Source organism: Paenibacillus baimaensis, from assembly GCF_025567575.1.
In genome coordinates this window covers 1-21333 of sequence record NZ_JAOQIO010000119.1, presented here as the reverse complement: position 1 = coordinate 21333, position 21333 = coordinate 1, and the positions used below count along the sequence as shown (strand labels likewise).

16 protein-coding genes and 4 pseudogenes are annotated in these 21333 nt (G+C 44.5%); 5 read left to right on the top strand and 15 right to left on the bottom strand.

What is annotated here, in order from left to right; all coding sequences use genetic code 11:
- Positions 1-329 precede the first annotated feature (329 nt).
- Both OB236_RS35085 and OB236_RS35080 read left to right on the top strand, forming a co-directional pair.
- Positions 330-1670 carry an arsenic transporter gene (locus tag OB236_RS35085; protein WP_262688205.1) on the top strand — a complete coding sequence of 447 codons (1341 nt, stop codon included), beginning with the start codon at positions 330-332 and terminating at the stop codon, positions 1668-1670.
- 35 nt (positions 1671-1705) lie between these two features.
- Positions 1706-2374: a DUF2642 domain-containing protein gene (locus tag OB236_RS35080; RefSeq protein WP_262688204.1), complete on the top strand. Its 669-nt coding sequence runs from the start codon at positions 1706-1708 to the stop codon at positions 2372-2374.
- 395 nt (positions 2375-2769) lie between these two features.
- On the opposite strand, the gene OB236_RS35075 is transcribed toward OB236_RS35080, so the two are convergent.
- The 13 genes and pseudogenes from OB236_RS35075 to OB236_RS35015 all read right to left on the bottom strand — a co-directional run bounded on the left by OB236_RS35075 (position 2770) and on the right by OB236_RS35015 (position 18183).
- On the bottom strand, positions 2770-3072 hold the full coding sequence (locus tag OB236_RS35075) for a class I SAM-dependent methyltransferase (RefSeq protein WP_262688203.1): 303 nt from the start codon (positions 3070-3072) through the stop codon (positions 2770-2772).
- Positions 3073-3698: 626 nt separating this feature from the next.
- Positions 3699-4502 carry a carbohydrate ABC transporter permease gene (locus tag OB236_RS35070; protein ID WP_083689947.1) on the bottom strand — a complete coding sequence of 268 codons (804 nt, stop codon included), beginning with the start codon at positions 4500-4502 and terminating at the stop codon, positions 3699-3701.
- Complete coding sequence (locus OB236_RS35065) at positions 4499-5422, bottom strand: carbohydrate ABC transporter permease (protein ID WP_262688202.1); 924 nt, start codon at positions 5420-5422, stop codon at positions 4499-4501. The genes OB236_RS35070 and OB236_RS35065 overlap by 4 nt, the downstream gene beginning before the upstream one ends.
- A 78-nt stretch (positions 5423-5500) precedes the next feature.
- On the bottom strand, positions 5501-6844 hold the full coding sequence (locus OB236_RS35060; RefSeq protein ID WP_262688201.1) for an ABC transporter substrate-binding protein: 1344 nt from the start codon (positions 6842-6844) through the stop codon (positions 5501-5503).
- Between the two features lie 101 nt (positions 6845-6945).
- Complete coding sequence (locus OB236_RS35055; protein WP_262688200.1) at positions 6946-8709, bottom strand: sensor histidine kinase; 1764 nt, start codon at positions 8707-8709, stop codon at positions 6946-6948.
- Positions 8693-10276, bottom strand: a complete 1584-nt coding sequence (locus OB236_RS35050) for a response regulator transcription factor (protein ID WP_262688199.1) — start codon at positions 10274-10276, stop codon at positions 8693-8695. The genes OB236_RS35055 and OB236_RS35050 overlap by 17 nt, the downstream gene beginning before the upstream one ends.
- A 311-nt stretch (positions 10277-10587) precedes the next feature.
- Positions 10588-11289: pseudogene (locus OB236_RS40355) on the bottom strand (transposase); the annotation flags it as partial.
- A gap of 223 nt (positions 11290-11512) precedes the next feature.
- Positions 11513-12424, bottom strand: a complete 912-nt coding sequence (locus OB236_RS35040; RefSeq protein ID WP_262688207.1) for a sugar phosphate isomerase/epimerase family protein — start codon at positions 12422-12424, stop codon at positions 11513-11515.
- Complete coding sequence (locus OB236_RS35035) at positions 12402-13211, bottom strand: phytanoyl-CoA dioxygenase family protein (protein WP_262688198.1); 810 nt, start codon at positions 13209-13211, stop codon at positions 12402-12404. Before OB236_RS35035 ends, OB236_RS35040 begins: the two co-directional genes overlap by 23 nt.
- A gap of 644 nt (positions 13212-13855) precedes the next feature.
- Entirely contained in the window at positions 13856-15211 is a 1356-nt protein-coding gene (locus OB236_RS35030) for a dipeptidase (RefSeq protein WP_262688197.1), read from the bottom strand.
- Between the two features lie 181 nt (positions 15212-15392).
- Positions 15393-15536: pseudogene (locus tag OB236_RS35025) on the bottom strand (IS3 family transposase); the annotation flags it as partial.
- A 206-nt stretch (positions 15537-15742) separates the two neighbouring features.
- Positions 15743-17113 (bottom strand): flavin monoamine oxidase family protein, encoded by a 1371-nt coding sequence (locus OB236_RS35020; RefSeq protein ID WP_262688196.1) that lies wholly within the window; start codon positions 17111-17113, stop codon positions 15743-15745.
- A gap of 236 nt (positions 17114-17349) precedes the next feature.
- Complete coding sequence (locus OB236_RS35015) at positions 17350-18183, bottom strand: GNAT family N-acetyltransferase (RefSeq protein WP_262688195.1); 834 nt, start codon at positions 18181-18183, stop codon at positions 17350-17352.
- A gap of 550 nt (positions 18184-18733) precedes the next feature.
- Between OB236_RS35015 and OB236_RS35010 the strand changes: the two genes are divergently transcribed.
- The 3 genes and pseudogenes from OB236_RS35010 to OB236_RS35000 all read left to right on the top strand — a co-directional run bounded on the left by OB236_RS35010 (position 18734) and on the right by OB236_RS35000 (position 20616).
- Positions 18734-19243: an IS110 family transposase gene (locus tag OB236_RS35010; protein ID WP_262688194.1), complete on the top strand. Its 510-nt coding sequence runs from the start codon at positions 18734-18736 to the stop codon at positions 19241-19243.
- Positions 19244-20062 (top strand): annotated as a pseudogene (locus OB236_RS35005) (IS1595 family transposase); the annotation flags it as partial.
- 161 nt (positions 20063-20223) lie between these two features.
- Positions 20224-20616: a VOC family protein gene (locus OB236_RS35000; protein ID WP_262688193.1), complete on the top strand. Its 393-nt coding sequence runs from the start codon at positions 20224-20226 to the stop codon at positions 20614-20616.
- 274 nt (positions 20617-20890) lie between these two features.
- Here OB236_RS35000 and OB236_RS40245 read toward each other — a convergent pair whose 3' ends face one another.
- Together OB236_RS40245 and OB236_RS39950 are read right to left on the bottom strand one after the other, a co-directional pair.
- A complete protein-coding gene (locus tag OB236_RS40245) occupies positions 20891-21163 on the bottom strand; it encodes a sigma factor-like helix-turn-helix DNA-binding protein (RefSeq protein WP_408638555.1) in 273 nt (90 codons plus the stop codon).
- 27 nt (positions 21164-21190) lie between these two features.
- A pseudogene (locus OB236_RS39950) lies at positions 21191-21259 on the bottom strand (RNA polymerase sigma factor SigW); the annotation flags it as partial.
- Between the last annotated feature and the right edge of the window lie 74 nt (positions 21260-21333).

The window sequence follows — 21333 nt, the reverse complement described above, 5'->3', positions numbered from 1 at the left end:
TCTGTCCAATTTACTGTAGCCGATCCAGACTGATAGTATTTGAGACGAGTTCTCCTAAATTAGGATACTCGTCTTTTTTCTTTGAATGGTAGATGAAAAGAAAGTATAGGTCATTATACCAAGCTAATAGCGGAAAATTATAGAATTGGATAATCGGCTAGTCCCCCCTATGTTATTTGAACATATTATGCAAATGACACTATAAGACATCTATAAGGGGAGGAGAAACAACTATGAAACCTTAACTCATAAGCGGTTCGTTCTGTTCACTAGAGAGATAGTAGAGATGATATTTAAGATCTTACTTTATCGAAAAGAGGTTGAAATAAATGCTGCAAGATTTCATGATTCCTATCACCATTCTGTCGTTTCTATGTACCATAACTTTTATTTTCTTGCATCCTAATGTAAATGAATCCATTCCAGCAACAGTTGGCGCCATCTTTGTACTCCTTAGCGGAAGTGTTACTTTATCTGATTTGGGTAAAATAACTGAAACCATTGGGGGAGCAGCCGTAACCATTATGGCAACGATTGTTATGGCCATCGTTTTGGAAAGTTTTGGGTTCTTCAATTGGTCTGCTGAGAAACTTCTGGAACGGGCAAGAGGATCAGGGATACGCCTATTCTGGTACACAAACTTATTTTGTTTTCTGATGACCCTTTTTGTTAACAACGACGGTAGTATATTAATTACAACACCGATCTTACTCATGCTGCTTCATAAATTAGGTCTTAAAAACCACCAAAAAATTCCTTATCTACTATCCGGTGCTTTAATTGCAACAGCTTCTAGCGCACCTATTGGCGTAAGTAATATTGTAAATTTAATTGCATTAAATATTGTTCATATGGACCTCTATATGCACACGGCGATGATGTTTGTTCCTGCTTCACTTGGTCTTGTACTCCTTACACTCCTTTTATTTATTAGTTTTTATCGCGTATTACCTCGTAAACTACCAACAATTAATGCGGTATCCTTAAATCAAACACATCCGCTGAAAGAAATTTCGTCACCGATTCCGAAAGAGAATCCAACCAAATTCATGCGGAATATCTTAATCTTTGTATTCAGCGTTCGTGTAAGTCTATTTGTAGCCTCTTTCATTCATTTTCCTGTTCCATTGATGGCTGTTATCGGTTCTGCATTCCTGCTGGGATGGCGTTGGTATTATTTGAGAATTACACCTGCAGACATGATTAGAAAAACGCCTTGGTATATACTCATCTTTGCCTTCAGTATGTATGTGATTATATATGGTTTGCATAATATCGGATTAACCCAAATGCTCATCCATCTTATGCAACCTCTCATTTCTGGCAGTTTACTTCAAGCAAGTGTAATGATGGGAATTCTGCTTTCTATATTATCTAATTTATTTAACAATCATCCTGCATTGATGATAGGAACGTTAACCTTGACGAACATGGGTCTTGATCCTCTTACCTTAAAAATTTCTTATCTGGCGAGTGTAATTGGTAGTGATATCGGCTCCCTTCTTTTACCAATTGGAACGCTTGCGACCTTGATGTGGATGCACATTATCAAAAAAGGAAAAGTAAAGTTAAGCTGGGTCCAATACTTGAAGGTGACTTCTACGGTCATCCCTATCACTGTTATTTTCACGTTAGTCATTCTAGCATTTTGGGTATCCTGGTTTTTTTAATGCGGTAGATATGATCAGAACTGGAGGTTATTTGTATGCGTGTGCTTCAACAATTTGTTGGTCAACAAGTGATCGTTGATATTTCAGGAAATAATATTTGTAAAGGTAAATTAGTCGATTTAGGGTTGGATATTATGGTCACGGTCAATGAACAACAGTTCTATTATATCCCCTTAGTCAACGTTCAGAATGTAAAATTGAATTCAGAGTCTAGTACGGAACCAGAAAATAGATCTGATGAAACGCCAATCGATTATCAAGCGGATAGCCTCTCATTTCGGAAGATATTAAATGCTGCAAAAGGACAATTTGTAGAGATTTATGTAACTGGCAATAAAACGATCCATGGTTATTTAACCAGTATTATGAATGATTATTTCGTCTTCTACTCTCCTGTCTATAAAGCCATGTTTGTGTCTATGAACCACTTAAAATGGTTAATTCCTTATCGCTCTAATCACACCCCATATTCGCTTAATAACCAATCACTTCCTTTGAGTCCTATCAATATTACTTTATCAAGAACTTTTGAAGAACAGTGTAAAAAGCTAGAAGGAAAACTAGTTGTTTTTGATCTTGGAGATAACACTAAAAAAATAGGCTTCCTTCAGAAAGCGGATAGTGATTTCATAGAGCTTATTAATGCCAATGGAGATAAAGTATTTTGGAATCTACAGCATTTAAAAACGGTATATACGACATGATTGTTGAAGTATCTTTCTTCGAAATAAAAAAAACGACCTTCTTGGGGAAGGTCGATCGAAAAAAGGTTGAATAATGCAATTATGCACACTTCATTATATGAGACTATGATCTTAAAAGTTTGGGTGTCTAACTAGAATAAAAAAGTATGGTCGGCTTCACCGATCCGAGCCATTTCGTAGCAACGTTCCGCCGCCTGGAAGGGTTAACGCCGGAGCAATTCAAGAACATGTACCTGTGAGTTGACGGACGAAACAACGACGAATAACCCTGAAGGGCTAAAAGCTCTTCAAGGCTATCCGTGGATCAACAAATATTGAGGTTATCGCTGGATCGTATTGCTCCAGGAATGCATACTCGGCCTTCCAGTACAGCACACGGTACGACCGCTCTGTGCTTACGATCGCTTCACGCCCTGCAAAGAAGTGTTGTCCCGATCCTTTACCTCCGGGTAAAACTGCTCGAGCAGTTGCTCCGTATCCTTTTCCTTGGCTTTACTCAGCATAGCTTTAGAAGCATCAACTCCAGTTACTTTGTAACCGAGTCTGTTTGCAATAGGAATAAAGGACTTCCCTGTTCCGCAACCTAAATCCAGAAAACTAACAGCAGGTTGCCTGTGAATATAACTCCATATGAGCTCCAGCCATTGGGCAAGACTTGCTCGATAAGGCGCTATTTTTCTGTAATCGGCTTTCTGCATCTGGATCAACCCGTCCGTTCGGTTAATTTAGAAGTATGTAACTAAAGCACCGTTGTAATAAACTATGTAGTCTACAAAAGGGAACTTCTTCAAAAAATGATTAGCCGCACTAGGCGGTCGCGCCGCGGTGTACAGCTTGCTGCAGGAATCAATTTATAATATATATTTCTATTTATAGCTGATTATGGTAGTTATATTTTTACATATTTGATATCTCCAAGTTCAAATAATAATACTACAAATAATGTCACAAACCGAATCTGCTAAGGTTGTCGGGAATCGGACAATGTTCTTGTCAACCGACAACGACGAGGACCGCTTAATTATTGACATCTTCTCGTTGCCTCCCTCAATAATTTTGAGCTCATCATTGAAATACATGATTTCTATCATAAGCCAAATATCAGAATGATAACGCTTCCCAACCTCAATGATGTTCAATGATGGATTCTTTCTTATCTGCAGTCAAAACACTCGTATTGTTCGTCCGGAAGGGTGGGCTTATATTCCAGCTAAATTATGTAGTACCTTTTTTCTCTCTGCTGTTGAAAATATAAGCGTAGACCTAAAAGACGCTCAAGGAAACTTTATTCCCGGAGTCTTTTTTGGCTTATTCATTACAAAAGTTATCCTTTAATGGCTCCAGCCGTGATTCCTTTTATGAAATTTTTTGATCCTGCTATGAAAACAAGCAAGACTGGTACTGTCGTTAACGCTAACGCGCACATTCTTGCGGCAAAATCGGTACGGTGGACAATACCCAGGTTAGACACAAAGATGGGAACTGTGTACCACTTCGAGTTGTTAATCGTTACAAGCGGAAGCAAGTAACTGTTCCAGGACCAAAGGAACACTAGTATAGCGAGCGTGGACATGCCTGATTTAATCAAAGGAAACGCGATCTGTGCCAAAATCCGGGGTTCGGAACATCCGTCTATCCTTGCACATTCCATGATCTCCTTCGGTATAGTGTCTTTAATGAACTGCGTCATAAAAAAGGCGCCGAACGGAAAAGCAAGCCACACCAGCATAAGAGGGAGCAGTGTATTGCCGAAGCCCAGTATTCGCATTTCGATAATATAACCGATAATACCAACCTGTGAAGGCACCATCATCGTGATGATAATGAAATAATTCAAAGCCTTTTTTAACCGGAAATCATACTTAGCAATGGCGAAGCCGATTAAAGAGCTGATGAGACAAGAGAAAATAACAGCGAACGCCGATACGAACAAACTATTTGCATACACCTGTAAAAAGTTCGATTTAAACACCGTTTTTAAATTTTCTATAAAGTATGATGAGGGAAGCAGAGGAAGCTTCAGAAACAAATCCTCGTTATAATAGGTTGACATTACGATCATCATATAGAACGGGAACAAAGAGGCCAACGTAATGACAGTTAAAAAGAACATTTTGACGATCTTCACTCTTTCTCCCCCTTCCCTGCTGTAATACGATAGCTGATCATCGAGAAAAAGATAATAATCACAAATAAACTGTATGCGATCGCGGCGCCGTAACCAAACCGGTTATCGGAAATAAACGTATCATCGATAAATTTCCAGATTACCGTCAGTGCGGCGTTATCCGGTCCGCCAACCGAGTTCGCCGCCCATCCTCCATAGAGAAGCTTGGGCTCGTCAAATAATTGAAAACCCCCGATAACAGACGTTACGATGAGAAAAACTGAAATATTTTTTAGCAGGGGCAAAGTGATAGTAAATAGCGTATGTGTGCCCGATGAGCCGTCTACTTTGGCTGCTTCATAAATATCCTGAGGAATGGCCGTCATGCCAGCTAAATATATCGCCATAAAATAACCAAGATGTCGCCATATAAACATCAAAGCTATGACGCATCTGGCGATAAACGGCTCTTGGAGCCAGTAAACCCCCTCTGTCACAAGGTTCAGCTGGATGAGCAGTTGATTCAAGATTCCGCTCTGCCAATCGAACATATAGGAGAAAATAAATCCGATAGCGACTGGGGTCGTAATATAAGGCAAGAAATTAATCGTTTGAAATAACCTTTTACCAGCCGCCAAGTGAAATGTGACATGGGCCATCACCATTCCCAAAATAATTGTGACCGGAATAGAGATGAGCATAATCAGCGTGGTATTGAAAAGTGATTTGTAAAACAGTGGATCCTTGGTCAACAAATCCGTATAATTCTGCAAACCGACAAAGGTTTTCTCCCCAATGCCGTTCCAGTCGTGCAAACTTAAGAACAGCGAATAGATGACAGGATAAAAATGAAATACAATATACCCTATTACAAAAGGAAGTGAAAACAGGTACGGCCACAGCTTGTTGCCCTGATATTTTCTCTCTACGACAGCTTTCACATTCACTCCTCACTTTCTCTATTACATAATGAACAATGAGGCAACCGCTTATCGCAACGGCTGCCGTTAGTGGCATCTTTACTTCACGGTTACGTCAGGTGCTTTGTTTTTAACCTCGGTAATGAATTTTTGCAGCGCCGTATTAGCGTCAATACTCGTATCTTTAGTAAACAACGGATATAAGGTGTTGTATGCGTTGTTTACTGTAGTCTCATACTTGGTTTGTGGCTGTCCTTTCACATCCGGTATTACCTTGGTATAGAAATATTTCATCAAATTTTGTCCGCCGAAAAATTCGTCGTATTCTGTTCCTTTTTCAATCAAATCGTTATTGACATAGAACGATTTAATCCCCGGAGGAAAGCCGAATTTGGTAAACGATTGGGTTGTGCCTTCTTTGGAAAGATAGCAGAAGTTAATATATGCCCAAGCCGCATCCTTGACCTTGCTTCCCTTGTTGATACTAATGGACGTACCGCCGATTGTCGTTCCGCCGCCCGGTGCCTTAACCAAACCCCATCTGCCTTTTCCTTCTTTATCGTTAGCGGCTACCGTCCACTTCGGCCCCCATGGCGCCATCGGATAAAATAGAAATCCACCTTTAGAGTAAGAAGCGGCCAATGCCGGTGTCCCTTTCTCCAATTTGCCGAGAATGCCGGCGTCGCGCATCTTGAACAATGTTTCCAGCGGACCTTTGACCCTGGAGGTCAGATCAATATCTTTTCCTTTAATATACTCTTTGGCGGTTTGACCATATAAGATGCTGAAGGCGTCAGACAGTCCCGACATCATTAGCACTTGGCCCCCGCTCTTATCCTTGACCTCGATGCCTTTGGCAATAAAGGAGTTCCAATCCTTCAGCATGGTTTCAAGCTCTGCTGGATCATCTGTTCCCAAATAAGTTTTGGCTAAATCTCTACGGTAAGCAAGGCCTCCCGGTGCAATCTGCTGATCAACCCCGACCAACTCTCCTTTGGTATTCGTCAGCAAAGGAATTAAATAATCGAACATATCCTGCCTTTTGACGTTGTATGGAGCTGATTCCAAATTTTCAAGTATCCCCAGATCGAACAGCTGTCCCCGGTAGCCCATTTCACCAAGAATGACGTCGGGCACGTCCGATCCGGAAGCAATACCGCTTTGTAGCTTTTGCAAATAATCGGTGCCGCTCACAATCGTGTATTCAACCTTAATGTTCGGAAACACTTTGTTAAATTCCGGTATCATGTGCTTTAGGAAGGCTTCGTCCCAATCCCAAACTTTAATCGTGGCTTTCATGTCCTCAGGCTTTGCTGTGCCCTTGCCATCCGATACCACTGCTTGCTGGGAAGCAGGAGTAGCGCTACAGCCCGCAAGAAGAACGGCCAAACTTAAGCATGCTGCGAACAGTATAACGAACAAACTTCTTTTTCTTACACCCATTTAAATCCTCCTTTGATTAATGTGAGCGATTACATTCTTATTCTACAACTACCTTCCCATACAACAAACTAGATAAACCGGTTATTTTGTTTCAAATCCGGTTACTGAACCGTAACTTGCGGTATCCGCAAAATAACGCGGGTGCCTTGCCCCTGCCCGCTCTCAATGTCAATCCCGTATTCCTTCCCATAGTGGTAGCGGATTCTCTCCCGTACATTAGCCAACCCGATTCCTCTTCTTTCAGGGGAGCCAGTGCTGTCTGACTGCATATCACACAGGCTCGCCAGTTGTTCAAATGTCATACCTTTTCCATTATCAACAATATGGATTTCCACGGTTCCCTCCGTTTGAACGGCTTGAATTTGAATCCGGCCCATTTCTTCCATATAGACGGAGCAAATCCCATGAAACAGTGCATTTTCAACAACTGGCTGTAAAATCATCTTAGGTACAACAAGGTCGTACAGCCTCTGATCGATGTTCCATTCCAGCTGAAACCGGCACGGATACCGGCATTGCTGTATTTCTACATACTTTTCTACAATTCTGATTTCATCCGCCAGTCTGGTGAAGAAGGAGCGGTCCTCCTTATGGACAGAATCTTGCAAAATGCCGATTAGCGCCTGGGTCATCTGTTCCGCCTCGCGATTGCGGTTGGCATGAGACAAATAAATAACCGTATTGAGCGTGTTGTAAATAAAATGAGGGTTAATCTGGGCCATTAAAAGCTCAAGCTGCATCCTTCGTTTTATTTTCTCGCTTTCGATAGAGGAACGGACATGCTCCTTCAGTTCAGCAATCATTCGATTGAAGCCGTTCGCAAGAATCTCCAGTTCATCTCCGGTGCGAATGGAAATGTTCATGTTCAAATCACCATCGGAAACCCGCTTCATAGCGGAAACCATACGGGAAATCGGGCGTGTAATTCTGGAGATCGTCGGCGTCATCACAGAAAAAATGAGAATCAGGCTGCTGAGGATGACCGCAACGAACAGGAAGAGGATTGTATTGATTTTGGCAAACAAATTCGCCTTTGACAGAATAGCCATCTGAAGCCAGCCCTTGAGCATGGACTGATTGTATATGACAATATATTGCTGGTCCTCCCAGTAGCCTTTACCGGGGGCAATTTCATGTTCAATGTTGTCCGGCATGAATGGAGGGTCTGTTTCCTTGCTGTTATAGAGGATGACCCTGTCGCTGTTCAGGAGAACCATTTGTTCGTACTGCCCCAAGCTTTGTTGTAAGGCAGCAGTAAACTCGGAATATTTGATATCGATGATTAAAGTATGAAGCGCTCCGGGATCATCCGGCTCCACGATACTGCGATACCGGACTACGTAGCTCACAGTAGGCAGGTACCCTTTGCCGTTTTCATAATAGAACGGATGTGGAGTGGAGAACCAGGGGTTACCGCCTTCCGCTGCCAACTCCGTAAACCACATCTCCTGCAAATAAGATTCGAAGTAATTCTCATAGCCGGAGTTATTCGAGAACATCTCCCCGTCCGCTCTGACAATTAGAACGTTAGTAATAAAATCGTTCAAGGCTGTAAATTTCCTGAGTCTCTCCTCAATTGCTTTTTTTTTAAAATAGTCCTGCTCCATAGTAAGCAGGTCGTTCGTTTTGAGCAATGATTGAATATCGTTGTCACTGATAATATACTCCGCAATTTTCTCAGTTCTCTCCTGAATACGCTTGATTTGAAAAGAGTTCTGGGAGAGCTTGGCCTGGCTGTCTTGTATAGATTGCTCCCGGATAATCCCGGTTACATAGTAATAAGTGATGGAACCGCTGCACAATAACGAGATGGAGACGATACAAAAGGTGATAAAAATCAGCTTACTCTTAATTTTCCATTTCATCGGCGACTCGCTTCCCTTCTGCGTAGACCAGAGGATTGACCCCCACCATCTTGCGGAATACTTGACTGAAATATTGGCTGTTCTTATACCCCACCTTCTCGGCGATTTCATAAACTTTAATCCGTTTGTCCCGAAGCATTTTCTTGGCATGCTCCATACGAATTTGTATCAAATAATCCAATACAGTCATGCCTGTCTCTTGTTTAAACAAATGCCGCAGCCTGTCGCCGCTGATTCCTAACTCTTCAGCTAAGCTTTCAACGGTTAATGCCTCTTGGTATTTTTCACGAATCTGATCCATCGTTTGCCGGACTTTCCATGAGTAGCGCTTATTGAGAATTTCTTCCGCTTCACGAACCGCCTCACTGAACATTTGCTGGAACCATTGCGCAACTTGAACGAAAGTAAACCAATTCTCAGCGGCTTCTACCTCTTCCTTCAACTGCTCCTCCAACCTCTTGATCCCCCTCTTCACGCGAAACGAATCCAATAGAACGGCGAGCTCCCGACACAGCAGCAATGCGGCCTCTAAATGTAATCGCTTAATAATATCAGCAAAAGCTTCTGTAATCGTTAAACAAACCTGTTCCGCCTGATGCAGATCGAGTTGAGCGGCCGCACGGCTTACATATTGTCTAATCTCCGCACGGAGCTCTGCGGCTTTCTCCGGAACGATATCGGGCTCGATGATGCTTTCTTTATCAAAAAAAGGGGAATGCCTCACGGTCCGTTCGCAGCCAACATAGATTCGATGTAAATCGGTTAGCTCATGAAAGAGAGGGGAGATCGTTACTGATGCGGTTTCACCGCGCTGCACCTTATAAGTTTGTTGCAGAAACCGGGCCATCGCCATTGTTTCGTTGTGCGCCTGCAGGTAACTGTAAGGTTTAAGAACGGCCAGGATCACTCCCCACTGCTGCTGTTCTAAAGGAAGCACGGATAAGCAGTGAAAGCCGGCATCGAAAGGAATCTCATTTATAAGAAAAGGTTCAGTCCGCGGTTCCTTGAGCATGAACGGGATTACAGGGATAGGGACATTGGAGCCCAACAGTAAAAATACAAAATGATTGCCGTGGCGTTTGCCCTCGTTCTTTAATAGCCTCGTTTGCTCGTGAGTCGGTTCTGTACCTTTGAGCAGATCATAGAACAGCTGGCGCCGGATCAGTATCTCTTTCTGCTCCAGATCCTCCAATTCCCTACGGATCCGCTGCAGTACGGCAATCAGCTCGTCCGGATTCAGTTCATGCTTCAATAAGTAATCAAACACACCGATTTTGACAGCTTCTTTTGCGTAATCGAATTCCTTATAAGAAGTAAGCAGCACAATATGGACAGGTATGTCCGTTTGCAGCACAGATTTACTGAACTCCAAACCGTCCATACCAGGCATTCTGATATCGGCAAAAATCACTTGCGGACGATACTTCCGAAACAGTTCCAATGCTTGCTGCGGGTATGTTGTTTCCGCAACAACCTCAAAACCGTGCTCCCCCCATGGAATCAAATGATTCAAATGCCTGATGGCCAACACTTCATCGTCTAGAATCATTACCTTGATCACGTTCATTATGAATACAACCTCCCACAATAAAGTAATGTTTTCACCTGTATTCTCACTCATTCTTAGATTACAACTTCGACACCTTAGAGTTTCGCACAGAGATCTCACATCTTACCTCGGGTTTACCCCCCCATGAAACGCTGGGTCTATGCCCTTACATTCCTTCGTTCTGTCTGCCAAGGGGTGGAGGTGGATTCTTGCTCCTAAACGGGGTCATTGTTCTTATGGAAATGTAAACATCGGCTTCTCAGGTGCTTCAATTGTCATTTTGCAACTCTGTTGTTGAGTGAGATTTCAGGTAATTGTTGCCCTACAATTTAAGCTGCCATCTGTTGTAGTTGGGTAAGGCGTAACGGTCCAAGAACGTCGTTTGCGTTGTACGATCGTTGCTTCGTCCCCAGCGTGTGAAAGACGCGTATCAGTTTTCCACGAGCGCAATTAGAGACTGCTTCTTTTTCAGCGGGTTTTGACTTCGTGTTGTGAAATACGTATGAGTGGCCTTAAACTCTTCATTCTTGGCTACCAAAGACATCACGCAACGGAACTACAAGGCTCTCAGTCGAGAGCGTCCACGTTTGGTAATGCCGGTCTTTCCCTTCCGTTTACCGGAACTGTTTTCCTTTAGATTCAAGCCTGCCAAGCGGATGATCTGTTGCCCATGGCCATAATGACTCAGATCGCCGACCTCCGCAAGGAACCCTGCAACCGTACACCGACGCCGGGTATATACAACATCGGTGTGGCTCCAGGAATTTCATTCAATATCTCCATGACTTGATTCATGACGGTTTCCACTTGTTTCGTGAAAAACTCAAACTGATCGAGCAAGCTCATCAGCTCTATTCTCGCAGCTCGTAGTCCTTCGGTAAGTTCGGCTGTAGCAAGAGCTTCTTCGCTCTCTTGATGCCGACTCCGCGCTTCACCCAATGTTCGAGAACACCTCTGGCACCTGTAGAGACAATCTCTTCCGGTGTCGGGAACTGACGCAGGGTCATTAAGGAGGTTTTGCCTTCCCAGTCCAAATGGTGGGTCACACTTCCATTTTACCAAAGAAGGGTTTCTTTTTATTATACGAATTTGAAAAGAGGGTGCCTCTCGCCATTTTCATGGCTTTTGGGACACCCTCTTTCCTTCACCCTTAAATATTTTCATAAAAACGATGTGGCTCTCTTTTATTATGATCGCTCTGACTCAAAAAGATATTGACAAAAACAAGAGTTTGTAAATCCTAAACGTCTTTGTTTAAACCCGTTCCCACAAGGATCGGGCGATCCTTGCAAACAGTAGCGCTTGCGTCCAGCGGTCGCTCACCTCACACTGCTTGTCGTGCTGGCCGCTCACAGTGATCGCATAAGGGGGCGGCCCCAACTCGCAGACAAACGGGAGCATCTCGCCTTTCTGTGCCACTTGACGCCAGTTGCGCATCCCTACGAGCCACCAACGTTGAAAGTGCTTCAACATCGGGTGTTCGAACTCAAGGTCAGCTGCACCCTCCTCATCCGCGCTTCCAAACATGGGCACGTCGATCTGCACCTGCTCTCCGTTTGATATGCGAGCGTGGATGCTCTTCGTCAGAGGGAGCAGCGCCTGGAGCAGTTCTTCTGCCTCATCGGACACCGTATACATTTCCCCGGCAACGACATAATGTGAGAAGTCAATTGTAAGCTCAAGCCCAGGCAAGCGGTGAGCATACTCTACCGTTCGCAGCAGATCCTGTGTAATCGTACCGCGGTGCGTTTCGATAAATGCCGGGATTCCCGCAGACCTCGACAACTCCGCCATGCCCGCAAGCAGTTGCACTGCTTGCTCTCCGACCAGAAAGGGCCTCATCACCTGTACGTTAACAAAATCGATTCTTCCGAACGATTTTGCCTTGCAAAGAAACACGTCCAGTTCCTCCACCGTTTTAGGATACGCATTTACGCTGTATGAAAGGTTGTATTGATCCAGCAATCGATGCCATCGTTCGGCCTCCTTGCCTTCTGGCAGCATGCCGTTAATGCCGTCGTAGCCTGCCTCGTCGATGCGCCTCACCTTCTCCTCCATGCTCCATTCGTCACCGGCACCGTTTTGATCTCCCAGTCCGTTCATCCCCCACCAGGACATTAGTACCTCGAGCCGTGGCTCACGCTTAGTGGACATATGGTGTATCATACTCAACGCCGCATGGTCCTCCATTCGGATTAGCCTCCAGCTCAACCGGCATGCCGTTGGCACGGAACAGAGGACGATAATGCGTGCCAATGCGCGTAGCGGAGCTGTTGGCATAATGACAAATGAACGAGCGTCGGAAACGATCTTTGGTCTTATTGCGGTATGAGCCGTGAATCAGATTCCCATTGAAAAAGAGTACATCTCCCCGCTCCATCAAAACCGGAATTGGCTTCTGATCCTTAGGCGGCTTCACAAAGTGGGTAGTAAACGATTCCTTGGAATCAGACAATTCAGGACATACGATATCATACGAACTCGTCTTAGGCACAACTAACAGCCCGCCGTTCTCCTCATCCGCAGGATCGATTGCCGTCCAAGCGGCGATGCAGTTGCCCGGCTCGACCTTTAAGTAGAAGTTATCCTGATGAAGCGCCTGTCCCCGTGCACCCGGAGGCTTGAAATAGAACATGCTTTGGGCCGCCAACGGTTCTTCCTCATACAAATCAGCAAGTACTTCCATTACCGGTTGATGCAGCATATACCGTTTGGCTGTTTCATTAAACCGATGCGGATGCATGACCCTCGGATAGCGTTTTAACGGATCGATCGTTTCCTGCTGCAAATCGGGCTCAAAATGTCCCGGGATCATCTGTTGGCTTATGTCATCAAAGGTTCTGTCAATCTCCGCTAGTTGCTCATCTGTAAACAAGCCTTTGGCTATTAAATAACCTTCCGTTTCAAACTGCCACTTTTGCTCATCCGTTAACACTCGATACTTATACACCATGTCTTTATCCTCCTCTATTCCTGCTAGAAGTTTTTTTAGCACATCTTCATTATACAGTCAGAATCATGATTAGAAGAAGAAAGCATCCTGCTAAACAATCATGCAATTCTGCTATTACATTCTCAAGAATACTTGTGTGCAACCAATAGTTAGTTTTAATGAGATAATGTTCTTGTCACCTGACAATAGCTACTTTCACTCATATCTATTCTCCAGAAAATCAAAAAAAATCTAATAAAATCAACATGCAATTCACCTTAAATCCATCCGAGGATGTCAATCAGTTTTTAGAAATCACACAGGGAACCTGCCAACATTTTAACGCGTCATAACTAAAAAAAGCCGCAATTTAAGCGACTTTCAATGTAATAATGATGTTGACTTCCGACAATGATGTCGAATGACAAGAACATTCAAGCTCATTCCTCTCACCATGCCTTCTATGTGATTTCTGTTCGTCAGACCGAGGGTTTGCTTCCGGCTTCCTTCAGATTCGGCCTCGCGACCGACATCCTTGCCTGTAGCGGACTTGCACCGCCTAGTTATCGCCCATGCCGGGCGCACATGCAAAAAGCAGCTGCCTCAGAGTTTCCTCTGCGGTAGCTGCTTTTACGTTTATTCAATGGTTATATTTTAGTATCAGTTTAAAGCCGTTTCAAAAAAGAAACAATCGTTAACAATCCCTTGTCGAAATTCTCCAGATTAAAATGCTCATTAGGTGCATGTAGATTCTCATCAGGCAGGCCAAAACCCATCATAACGACGGGAGCCTCTAATACACGAGAGAACGTCTCAACAATCGGAATTGATCCGCCATCCTTAGTAAACAGAGCACGTGTGCCATACACTTCCTCATAGGCGTCAGCTGCCTTTTGCAGCACTGGGATGGACGGGTCCATGTTGAAGGCACGAGCTTTTTCACCGCGCTTCACAACAAGCTTCGCTCCTACTGGAATATGTGACTCCATATGAGTGACAATGCGATCCAGCACTTGGGATGGATCCTGGTCACCGACAAGACGGCAGGTGATCTTGGCATGTGCTTCCTTGGGAATGACTGTTTTGGTACCCTCGCCTTGAAAACCGCCATACACGCCATTCAGCTCAAGAGTCGGCCTTGCACCAATTCGCTCCACAAAAGAATAGCCTTCTTCCCCGTACAATGCTTCGAGTCCGAGTTTAGTTCTCAATTCTTCTTCGTTATGATTTTGCTTCTTAAATTCCTCCCGCATTGCTGCGGAAAGCTCTGGAACGCCTTCGTAGAAGCCCTCTATTGCAACTCGCCCTTGGTCATCATGCAAAGTAGCCAGCAGAGAAATCAGAGCGTGAAGCGCATTAGGCACACCCCCGCCGAATGAACCGGAATGCAGATCCGTATTGGCTGTATTTATCGCCACTTCCAGTGAGCATAATCCGCGCAGGCCCGTGGAGATAGCAGGCTTTCCTTTGGCAAGGAGAGAAGTATCAGATATAAGAACAACGTCTGTAACCAGCTTGTTCGCATTGGCTTCCATGAAGGCAGGCAGGTTAGGACTGGAGATTTCCTCTTCTCCTTCAATACAAAACTTCATGTTCACTGGGAGTGCGTGTTCTTGACTAAGAAGCGCCTCGATTGCTTTCATATGCAGGAAGAGTTGCCCTTTATCATCAGTTGCACCACGTGCATATAACTTGTCGTTGCGGATAGTCGGCTCGAATGGAGGAGTCTCCCAAAGATTTAGCGGGTCGACGGGCTGCACATCATAATGGCCATAGACGAGGACTGTTGGTTGGCCTGGCGCATGAATATAATCAGCATATACGATAGGATGTCCTGCTGTTGGATGTACCTCTACGTTCTCAAGACCCGCCTTCTTCAAAGTGGCAGCAACCCATTGGGCCGCTTCATTGACGTCATTCTTATGAGTGGACAAAGCAGATATGCTCGGTATGGCTAGAAATTGCTTCAGTTCATCTAAATGCTGTTCTCTCTTGCTTTGAAAATAAGATTCATAGCTCATCGAAAATAGACCTCCTAATACGTTAATAGCTTAAGTATACGTCTAAGGAGCAATAAGTAAAACATTATGGGCTATCGGGGAAATTAATTGCGTGCACCGGGCTCAGAAATTGTGATTGTCCTCGATACGAGAGGCTAAAACCACCATTACTTTAAAATATCCAAATTTGCTGCAGTTTGCTGTATTGTGCTACCGTGTAAGTGGAAACGAGACCTTTCTCTTTCATGATGCGGCCAATGCGGGGTCTTGAGACGATGAACACGCGCTCGTTGAGCTTCACTTTGATCTTGCGTGTGCCGTAGGCTTTTCTGTTCTTGAGAAAGATAACATTCCCCACAGAGTCTTTTATAAAAACATAAAGAGGCTGTCCCAAACATGCCGGCAGCCACGTTCTGTTTGTTTATTGAGGTAAAGTACCCGTAGCGAGGCTGCGGACGTTCTTTTACTAATTTGAAGCTCTAATATATCCCACGGCAACCTCATGGCTCAGGTTATTGTCTTGTACTAGTTATTAATACATACATTACCGTACTATATGCTGTTTCCGGCAATAATTTGATTTACAGTTCGTAACGCAGAAGAGATCGCACCTTCAATCCAACCGGGAAAAAGACTTGTATTATCGCCAGCAAAGTAAATTCTACCTTGTTCGGCAGACAGTGTTGGGAGCATTCGAATCATCTGTTTCGGCTTATACCAAGCATACGCACCTCGGGAGTAAGGATTATGATCCCAAGAAAAGACCGTCCCACCTTCATAATTATACGACAATTCAGGAAGCACCTGTTTGATTTCTGATACAGCTGAATTAAAATTACCAGCTCTAGATATTTCTCGCGCCGATTCACCAGAGGAGTACGAACTAATTAACCCCCTCCTTGATGTCGTTTGAGTGAATGTAGCATCAAGCAACCATCCAATTTTCAGATCCGTATTTACTGTAGTAAAGGAACTTAAGTTGTTCCAGAATCTAGTTCGGCTTTGTATGACGGTACGCGTAACGGAAGTAGAAAGTTGATTTTGAATGACATCATTTTTTTCTTTGCTAAGTGGCGGAGAAAAATGAATTGTACGCAAGACTGTAGAGGGAATGGCCACAATGGCCCGATCACAGCGGATAGTGAAAACTTCGCCGGAATTATTAAATTGGATAGTTACTCCTTTATTACTATGTTCAATATGCGTCACAACACATCCATAACTGATATTAGAGCCAATTGTAAGGGCAAGCTTTTTCGGTAGTTGATCCATTCCACCTACTATAGTCTTTGCACTTCCTTCGGAACTGGCCATTTTTAGGTCAAGCAGTCGCTGTAATGCAGATACTTTGCGAATACCATCACCTAACATCTGCATATATCCGATTTCAAACAGCTTAATCGCACCCGAAGATGCTCCTTGACCTTTAAGATATTCTTCCATTGTCATTGAATCGAGCTGTGCCGCTTGTTTTGTGGGCCAGCCCGGCAAAAAAGGATTACCCATCGCTTTAAGCCCCGGCTTGAGATACTTTTCCAACATTCCCGCATATCCTAAAATTCTTTCCTCGGCTGTAAGTGAAACAGGCCATAGTGCAGGTTCTGCCGGAGAATCTATTATTAATCTCCCGTCGATATATGACAAACTTCTATTGGGGACTGGTAAATTTATTAATTGAACCCCGGCTTGCTGGGCATAACTCAATGTGAGAAAATGATGCGCTCCAATGAAGGCAGCCCCGATTTCGCAAAACAATCCGTCGGCAAATTGATCCCGCATCGTGTATATGCGACCACCCGGTTGACTATTTGCCTCTAATAAACGCACGTTATATCCTTGTTTCATAAGCTCCAAAGTGCATACCAAACCCGCCATCCCTGCCCCAATAACTACAATACGCTCAGGAAAACGACCTATTACCATAAAATCCGATTCCTCCAAATATTACTTTTATATACATCATGTGTGTTTACAATCCTTTAGTTCCTAGGCACTTCTTATTATTCTATGCTGCCCGTTACTTCAAAAGACAAAGGCAGCCGTGTGCCGGCTGCCGTCATGTCTATAGTGCCTGTTAGCTCAAAAGGTACTCCATTCACATCTTATATCCATCTAAAAAAGATGCATTTGTTATCTTCATCTTGCTCTTTTCTGCCCAATCATCGTCGGCGCTCAACGGGTTGCTCCAACACGAACGGCTGCGTCTGAGTCACGAACTGGAAGCCCTGCTTGCGCAGGATCGGCGCGGAGGTCGGCAGCGCGTCGACGAAGGCGTGCGTCCGGCCGCGATCACGGGCTTCCTGCAACCGCGAGGCGACCAGCGCGGTGAACAGTCCCCGTCTCCGGTGTGTGGTCTTGGTGCGACCCCCGGCTAGTTCGGCGTAGGGCCCTCCGGGCCGGAAGTAGACCCGCCCACAGGCGACGGGCTCGCCGTCAACGTAGGCAATGTGGATGCTCATCTCGTCCGGATTCTCCTTCAACTTAAGGGCCAGCGCGCGCCGCTCCTCCTCCACGTTGTGCCTGCCAATCTCGCGGGACACCTCGGCGTAGTCCACCAGGTCGCGCTCTTCTCGGACGATCCTGATCTCGTGTTCGCCGCCGTCACCGAAGGCAGCCAGCGATGCCTCGTCCAATGGCAGGACCAACACTTCCTCCTCATCCTCGGCCTCGAACCCGGCGGCGACGAGCCGCTCGGGCAGGTCGATTGGCGTATCGTGACCGTAGTACTTCCACTCCAGGCTGTAACCGCCGGAGACGGCAGCATCCAGCTCCCGGCGGATCAGGTTATCGGTTTCCTCCGGAGGTAGGCTGGCGAACACGATCCGGCACTCCGATCCGTCCGTGGAGCGATCCACGACCACGTCACCACTGGCAGACGGCACGCCCAGCGACCGTCGCTCGGCATCCAGACCCGCCAGGATATCGGTTCTTATGATCTCGCCTGTTTCATACACCATTTTCGCTTTCTCCAGAGCCTGGTTTTCCTTGTCCATGTTCGACACGTTCTCCTGCCTCCCTTTGTTTTAGGAAATTTTGTTTCCTTCTTACTATATTACGTCTGTCTGTCCTCAACACAATTCTAAACTATTTCAACTACCCTTACAGAACGGCTGCTAAGTTACAACAACCTCCTGTTTTGCGTTAAACTGCCCGTTCGTATTATAAGGTCAACCAGTTTTTTCTGGTTGATCCTTTTTGCATTTGCTTTCAGGATTAAGGTAGCCGGGTCGAACGTAACTGCCCGTGGGACGCAGATCCCGTATAACAAGCGATGCTATGGAGCGACAAGTTGTACCCTTAGGGGCTACCGGTAAATCTATATCGAGGAGAGACTGAATGAATCCTGTTATCGGGTTAGATATTTCTAAAGGAGAGAGCCATGGACTAGCCATGGACAAGCCTTTTTAGAGCGCGGTAAACCGTACCCATGAAGGGCTGTCGAAGCTACTTCAAACTGTTCATGATGTAGAGCATACGTCTGGACAACGTCCTTTGCTTGTTCTAGAAGCAACCGGACATTACCAAAGTCCGGTGGTTCAGTTCTTGCTTAAGTCCAGACTTCGTAAAGTAAAAACAGATGCTGCTGATGCTTATCTCTTGGGAGAACTGTACTACAAAGAAGAATTTGAACCCTTTAAGAAAAGGGGTGTGCAACTGCTTAATCTGCGCTATTTAACAAGACAATATGAGTCTCTTTCAAAAATGTGTGTGCAGACTAAACTCCAGTTTCAAGCTGTTTTGGATCAGGTTTTCCCTGCGTACAAAGGTGTCTTCGGAGCTATGTATTCTGGCGTTTCGCTTCGTTTTTTAAAGTCGTTTCCAACTTCATATTCGATCTTGCAAACGGACAAAGAAACGCTTAATGCCAAAATCAAAGAGTTGTTTTCTTCGAGACGAGGTCGTTCAGAGGAGTGGATTAACGAGCGAGTCACGCGGCTGTTGGAGGCGGCAAAACAAAACCCCTTCGAGCAAACCATATACTCCAGCCACTTGATCAATTTAAACATTCTCATCACCCTCATTCTTCAGTACAGGAGCATCTTAGGGTATTGAAAACGGCAACGTTACCGCTGTAAATCCTGCCGTCAAACCTTCAACGACCTTACCCACACCCCTCTTCAACGCACCAGAAGACCTCACCTTTGGGTTCGATTCATCGAATGTATGATTGAGGGTTTTTTACTGAAGAAATGTGCCGATCTGTTGCATTATGAGGTAACTCATGTAACCCTATTTTACTGGCGGCATAAGATCCTTGCCGCTCTGAAACAAATTCCAACCGAAACATTTCAGGACATCGTCGAAATGGATAAGACCTATTTCTTGTTCTCCGAAAAGGGCAATAGGAATATCTCTGAACGCAAGTCCCGTAAACGTGGTGGCAAAGCTAAATATCGTGGCATCAGTAACGACCAAATATGTGTATTGGTTGCTCGCAACCGTCAGAAGATGACTTTCTCTGGCGTTCTTGGACGTGGACGTATTCGGACAGCTAAAATGGATGAGGCTATCGTCTGTCATTTATCCGAGTCAAACGTACTTTGTACTGATTCATGGAGGGCATTCAGTTCCTATGCGAATACGAAAGGATTAGCCCATTACCGCTTCAAGTCGGATGGGAAACAGCGTGTTAAAGGTGTCTACCACATTCAGAATGTAAACAGCTATCATAGTCGTTTGAAACGTTGGATTGACCGCTTTAATGGCGTAGCAACCAAGTATTTGCAACATTATCTGGCTTGGTTCCGTTACTTAGACAGCAAGGAATATGAGAACACAACGTCGAATAAGAAGAATATGCTGGTCGTCTCTTGCCTGTTTACTGTAAATGAGACAAACACCAATCTTCGCAGAACATCTTTTTCTTCCTAAACTAACTGGCAGATTAGTTAAGACAACCTCGGAGAACCATACATCAAAAAAAGGCAAGTTGTCGTGTTATTACAATACAGGTTTCCGCGATTATGTTAAACTGGTTATAGGAAAGTCTTGTAATATTGGGTTACCCTCATTTTGTACAGAAAGGTAGTGGGATGGTGAAACTGTCGCAAGTTAGACTATTGGTAAAAAACTTTGATAAAAGTGTAGCGTTTTACAGAGACGTGATGGAGTTTCCATTGGGATTTTCCTCTGAGGAGATGCAGTTCGCATCGTTTAATACTGGCGAAACCAAAATCGAAATTTTTTCCCGTGAAAATATGGCAGAAGTGATTGGTGAAAACAATCTTCCAACCGATGAAGCATCACAATCAAAATTCTTACTCACTTTTTCTGTTGACCAAGTCGATGACGTTTGTTCTCGTTTAAAAGATAAAGGGGTGGTACTCCTTAACGAACCTCACGATCGGCGAGCCTGGAATGCCAGGGTTGCCCATTTATGCGATCCCGATGGCAATGTAATTGAACTATACAAACACCCTCTTTAATGACCGGTTTCATATTTTTTCTACCACTTTTTGAGTCGGTAGGTTAAGCAACCTCTTAATTTTAGTATAATATGTAGAACTATCGGAAACGATAGTTGGATTAACCGCCTTTTCAGTGGGCGGTTTTCTTTTGGTCGAAAATCAACAATAAACGAAAACAGAGCCTTCAAAATACAGTGCGGCGATTCGTAGTGCCTTTACCCTGCTACAATATACACTTTTGAAAAAAAGTATAAACTATCCCCCCTTCCCCTAATAAAATAAGTCTATTTTCTTAAATATTGTTGCTTTCAGTTAGAGTAAAAAGAACTGGATTTTTCGTTTCCGTAATTTGTTTCGAAGACCATTCAAAGACATCCTTCAGAATAAGAACCGTGCGTTGACGAGGCGGCAATGTTTGCAAGAGTGCGATAAAGCAGAGCAGAAGGGTATCCTTGCGAACGAAAGTATCTTCCGGATTTTTTCCAAATTCGGGTGAGGGCCAAATCCAGGACGAGTCTGGCAGTGTCTCGTTCGGTTCGACAATCTTGATCGCCGGGTCGGACAGGTCAACGGGAAGCGTACGGCGCTTCGCTTGCCTCAGCTTGTCCAGGCATAAGTTCGACGCTATGCGGTAGATCCATGTTTTAATGGATGAGTCCTGTCTGAATCGATCTCAGTTCTGCCATGCCCGAATATAGGTTTCCTGTACAACATCGTCCGCATCATCAATGGATC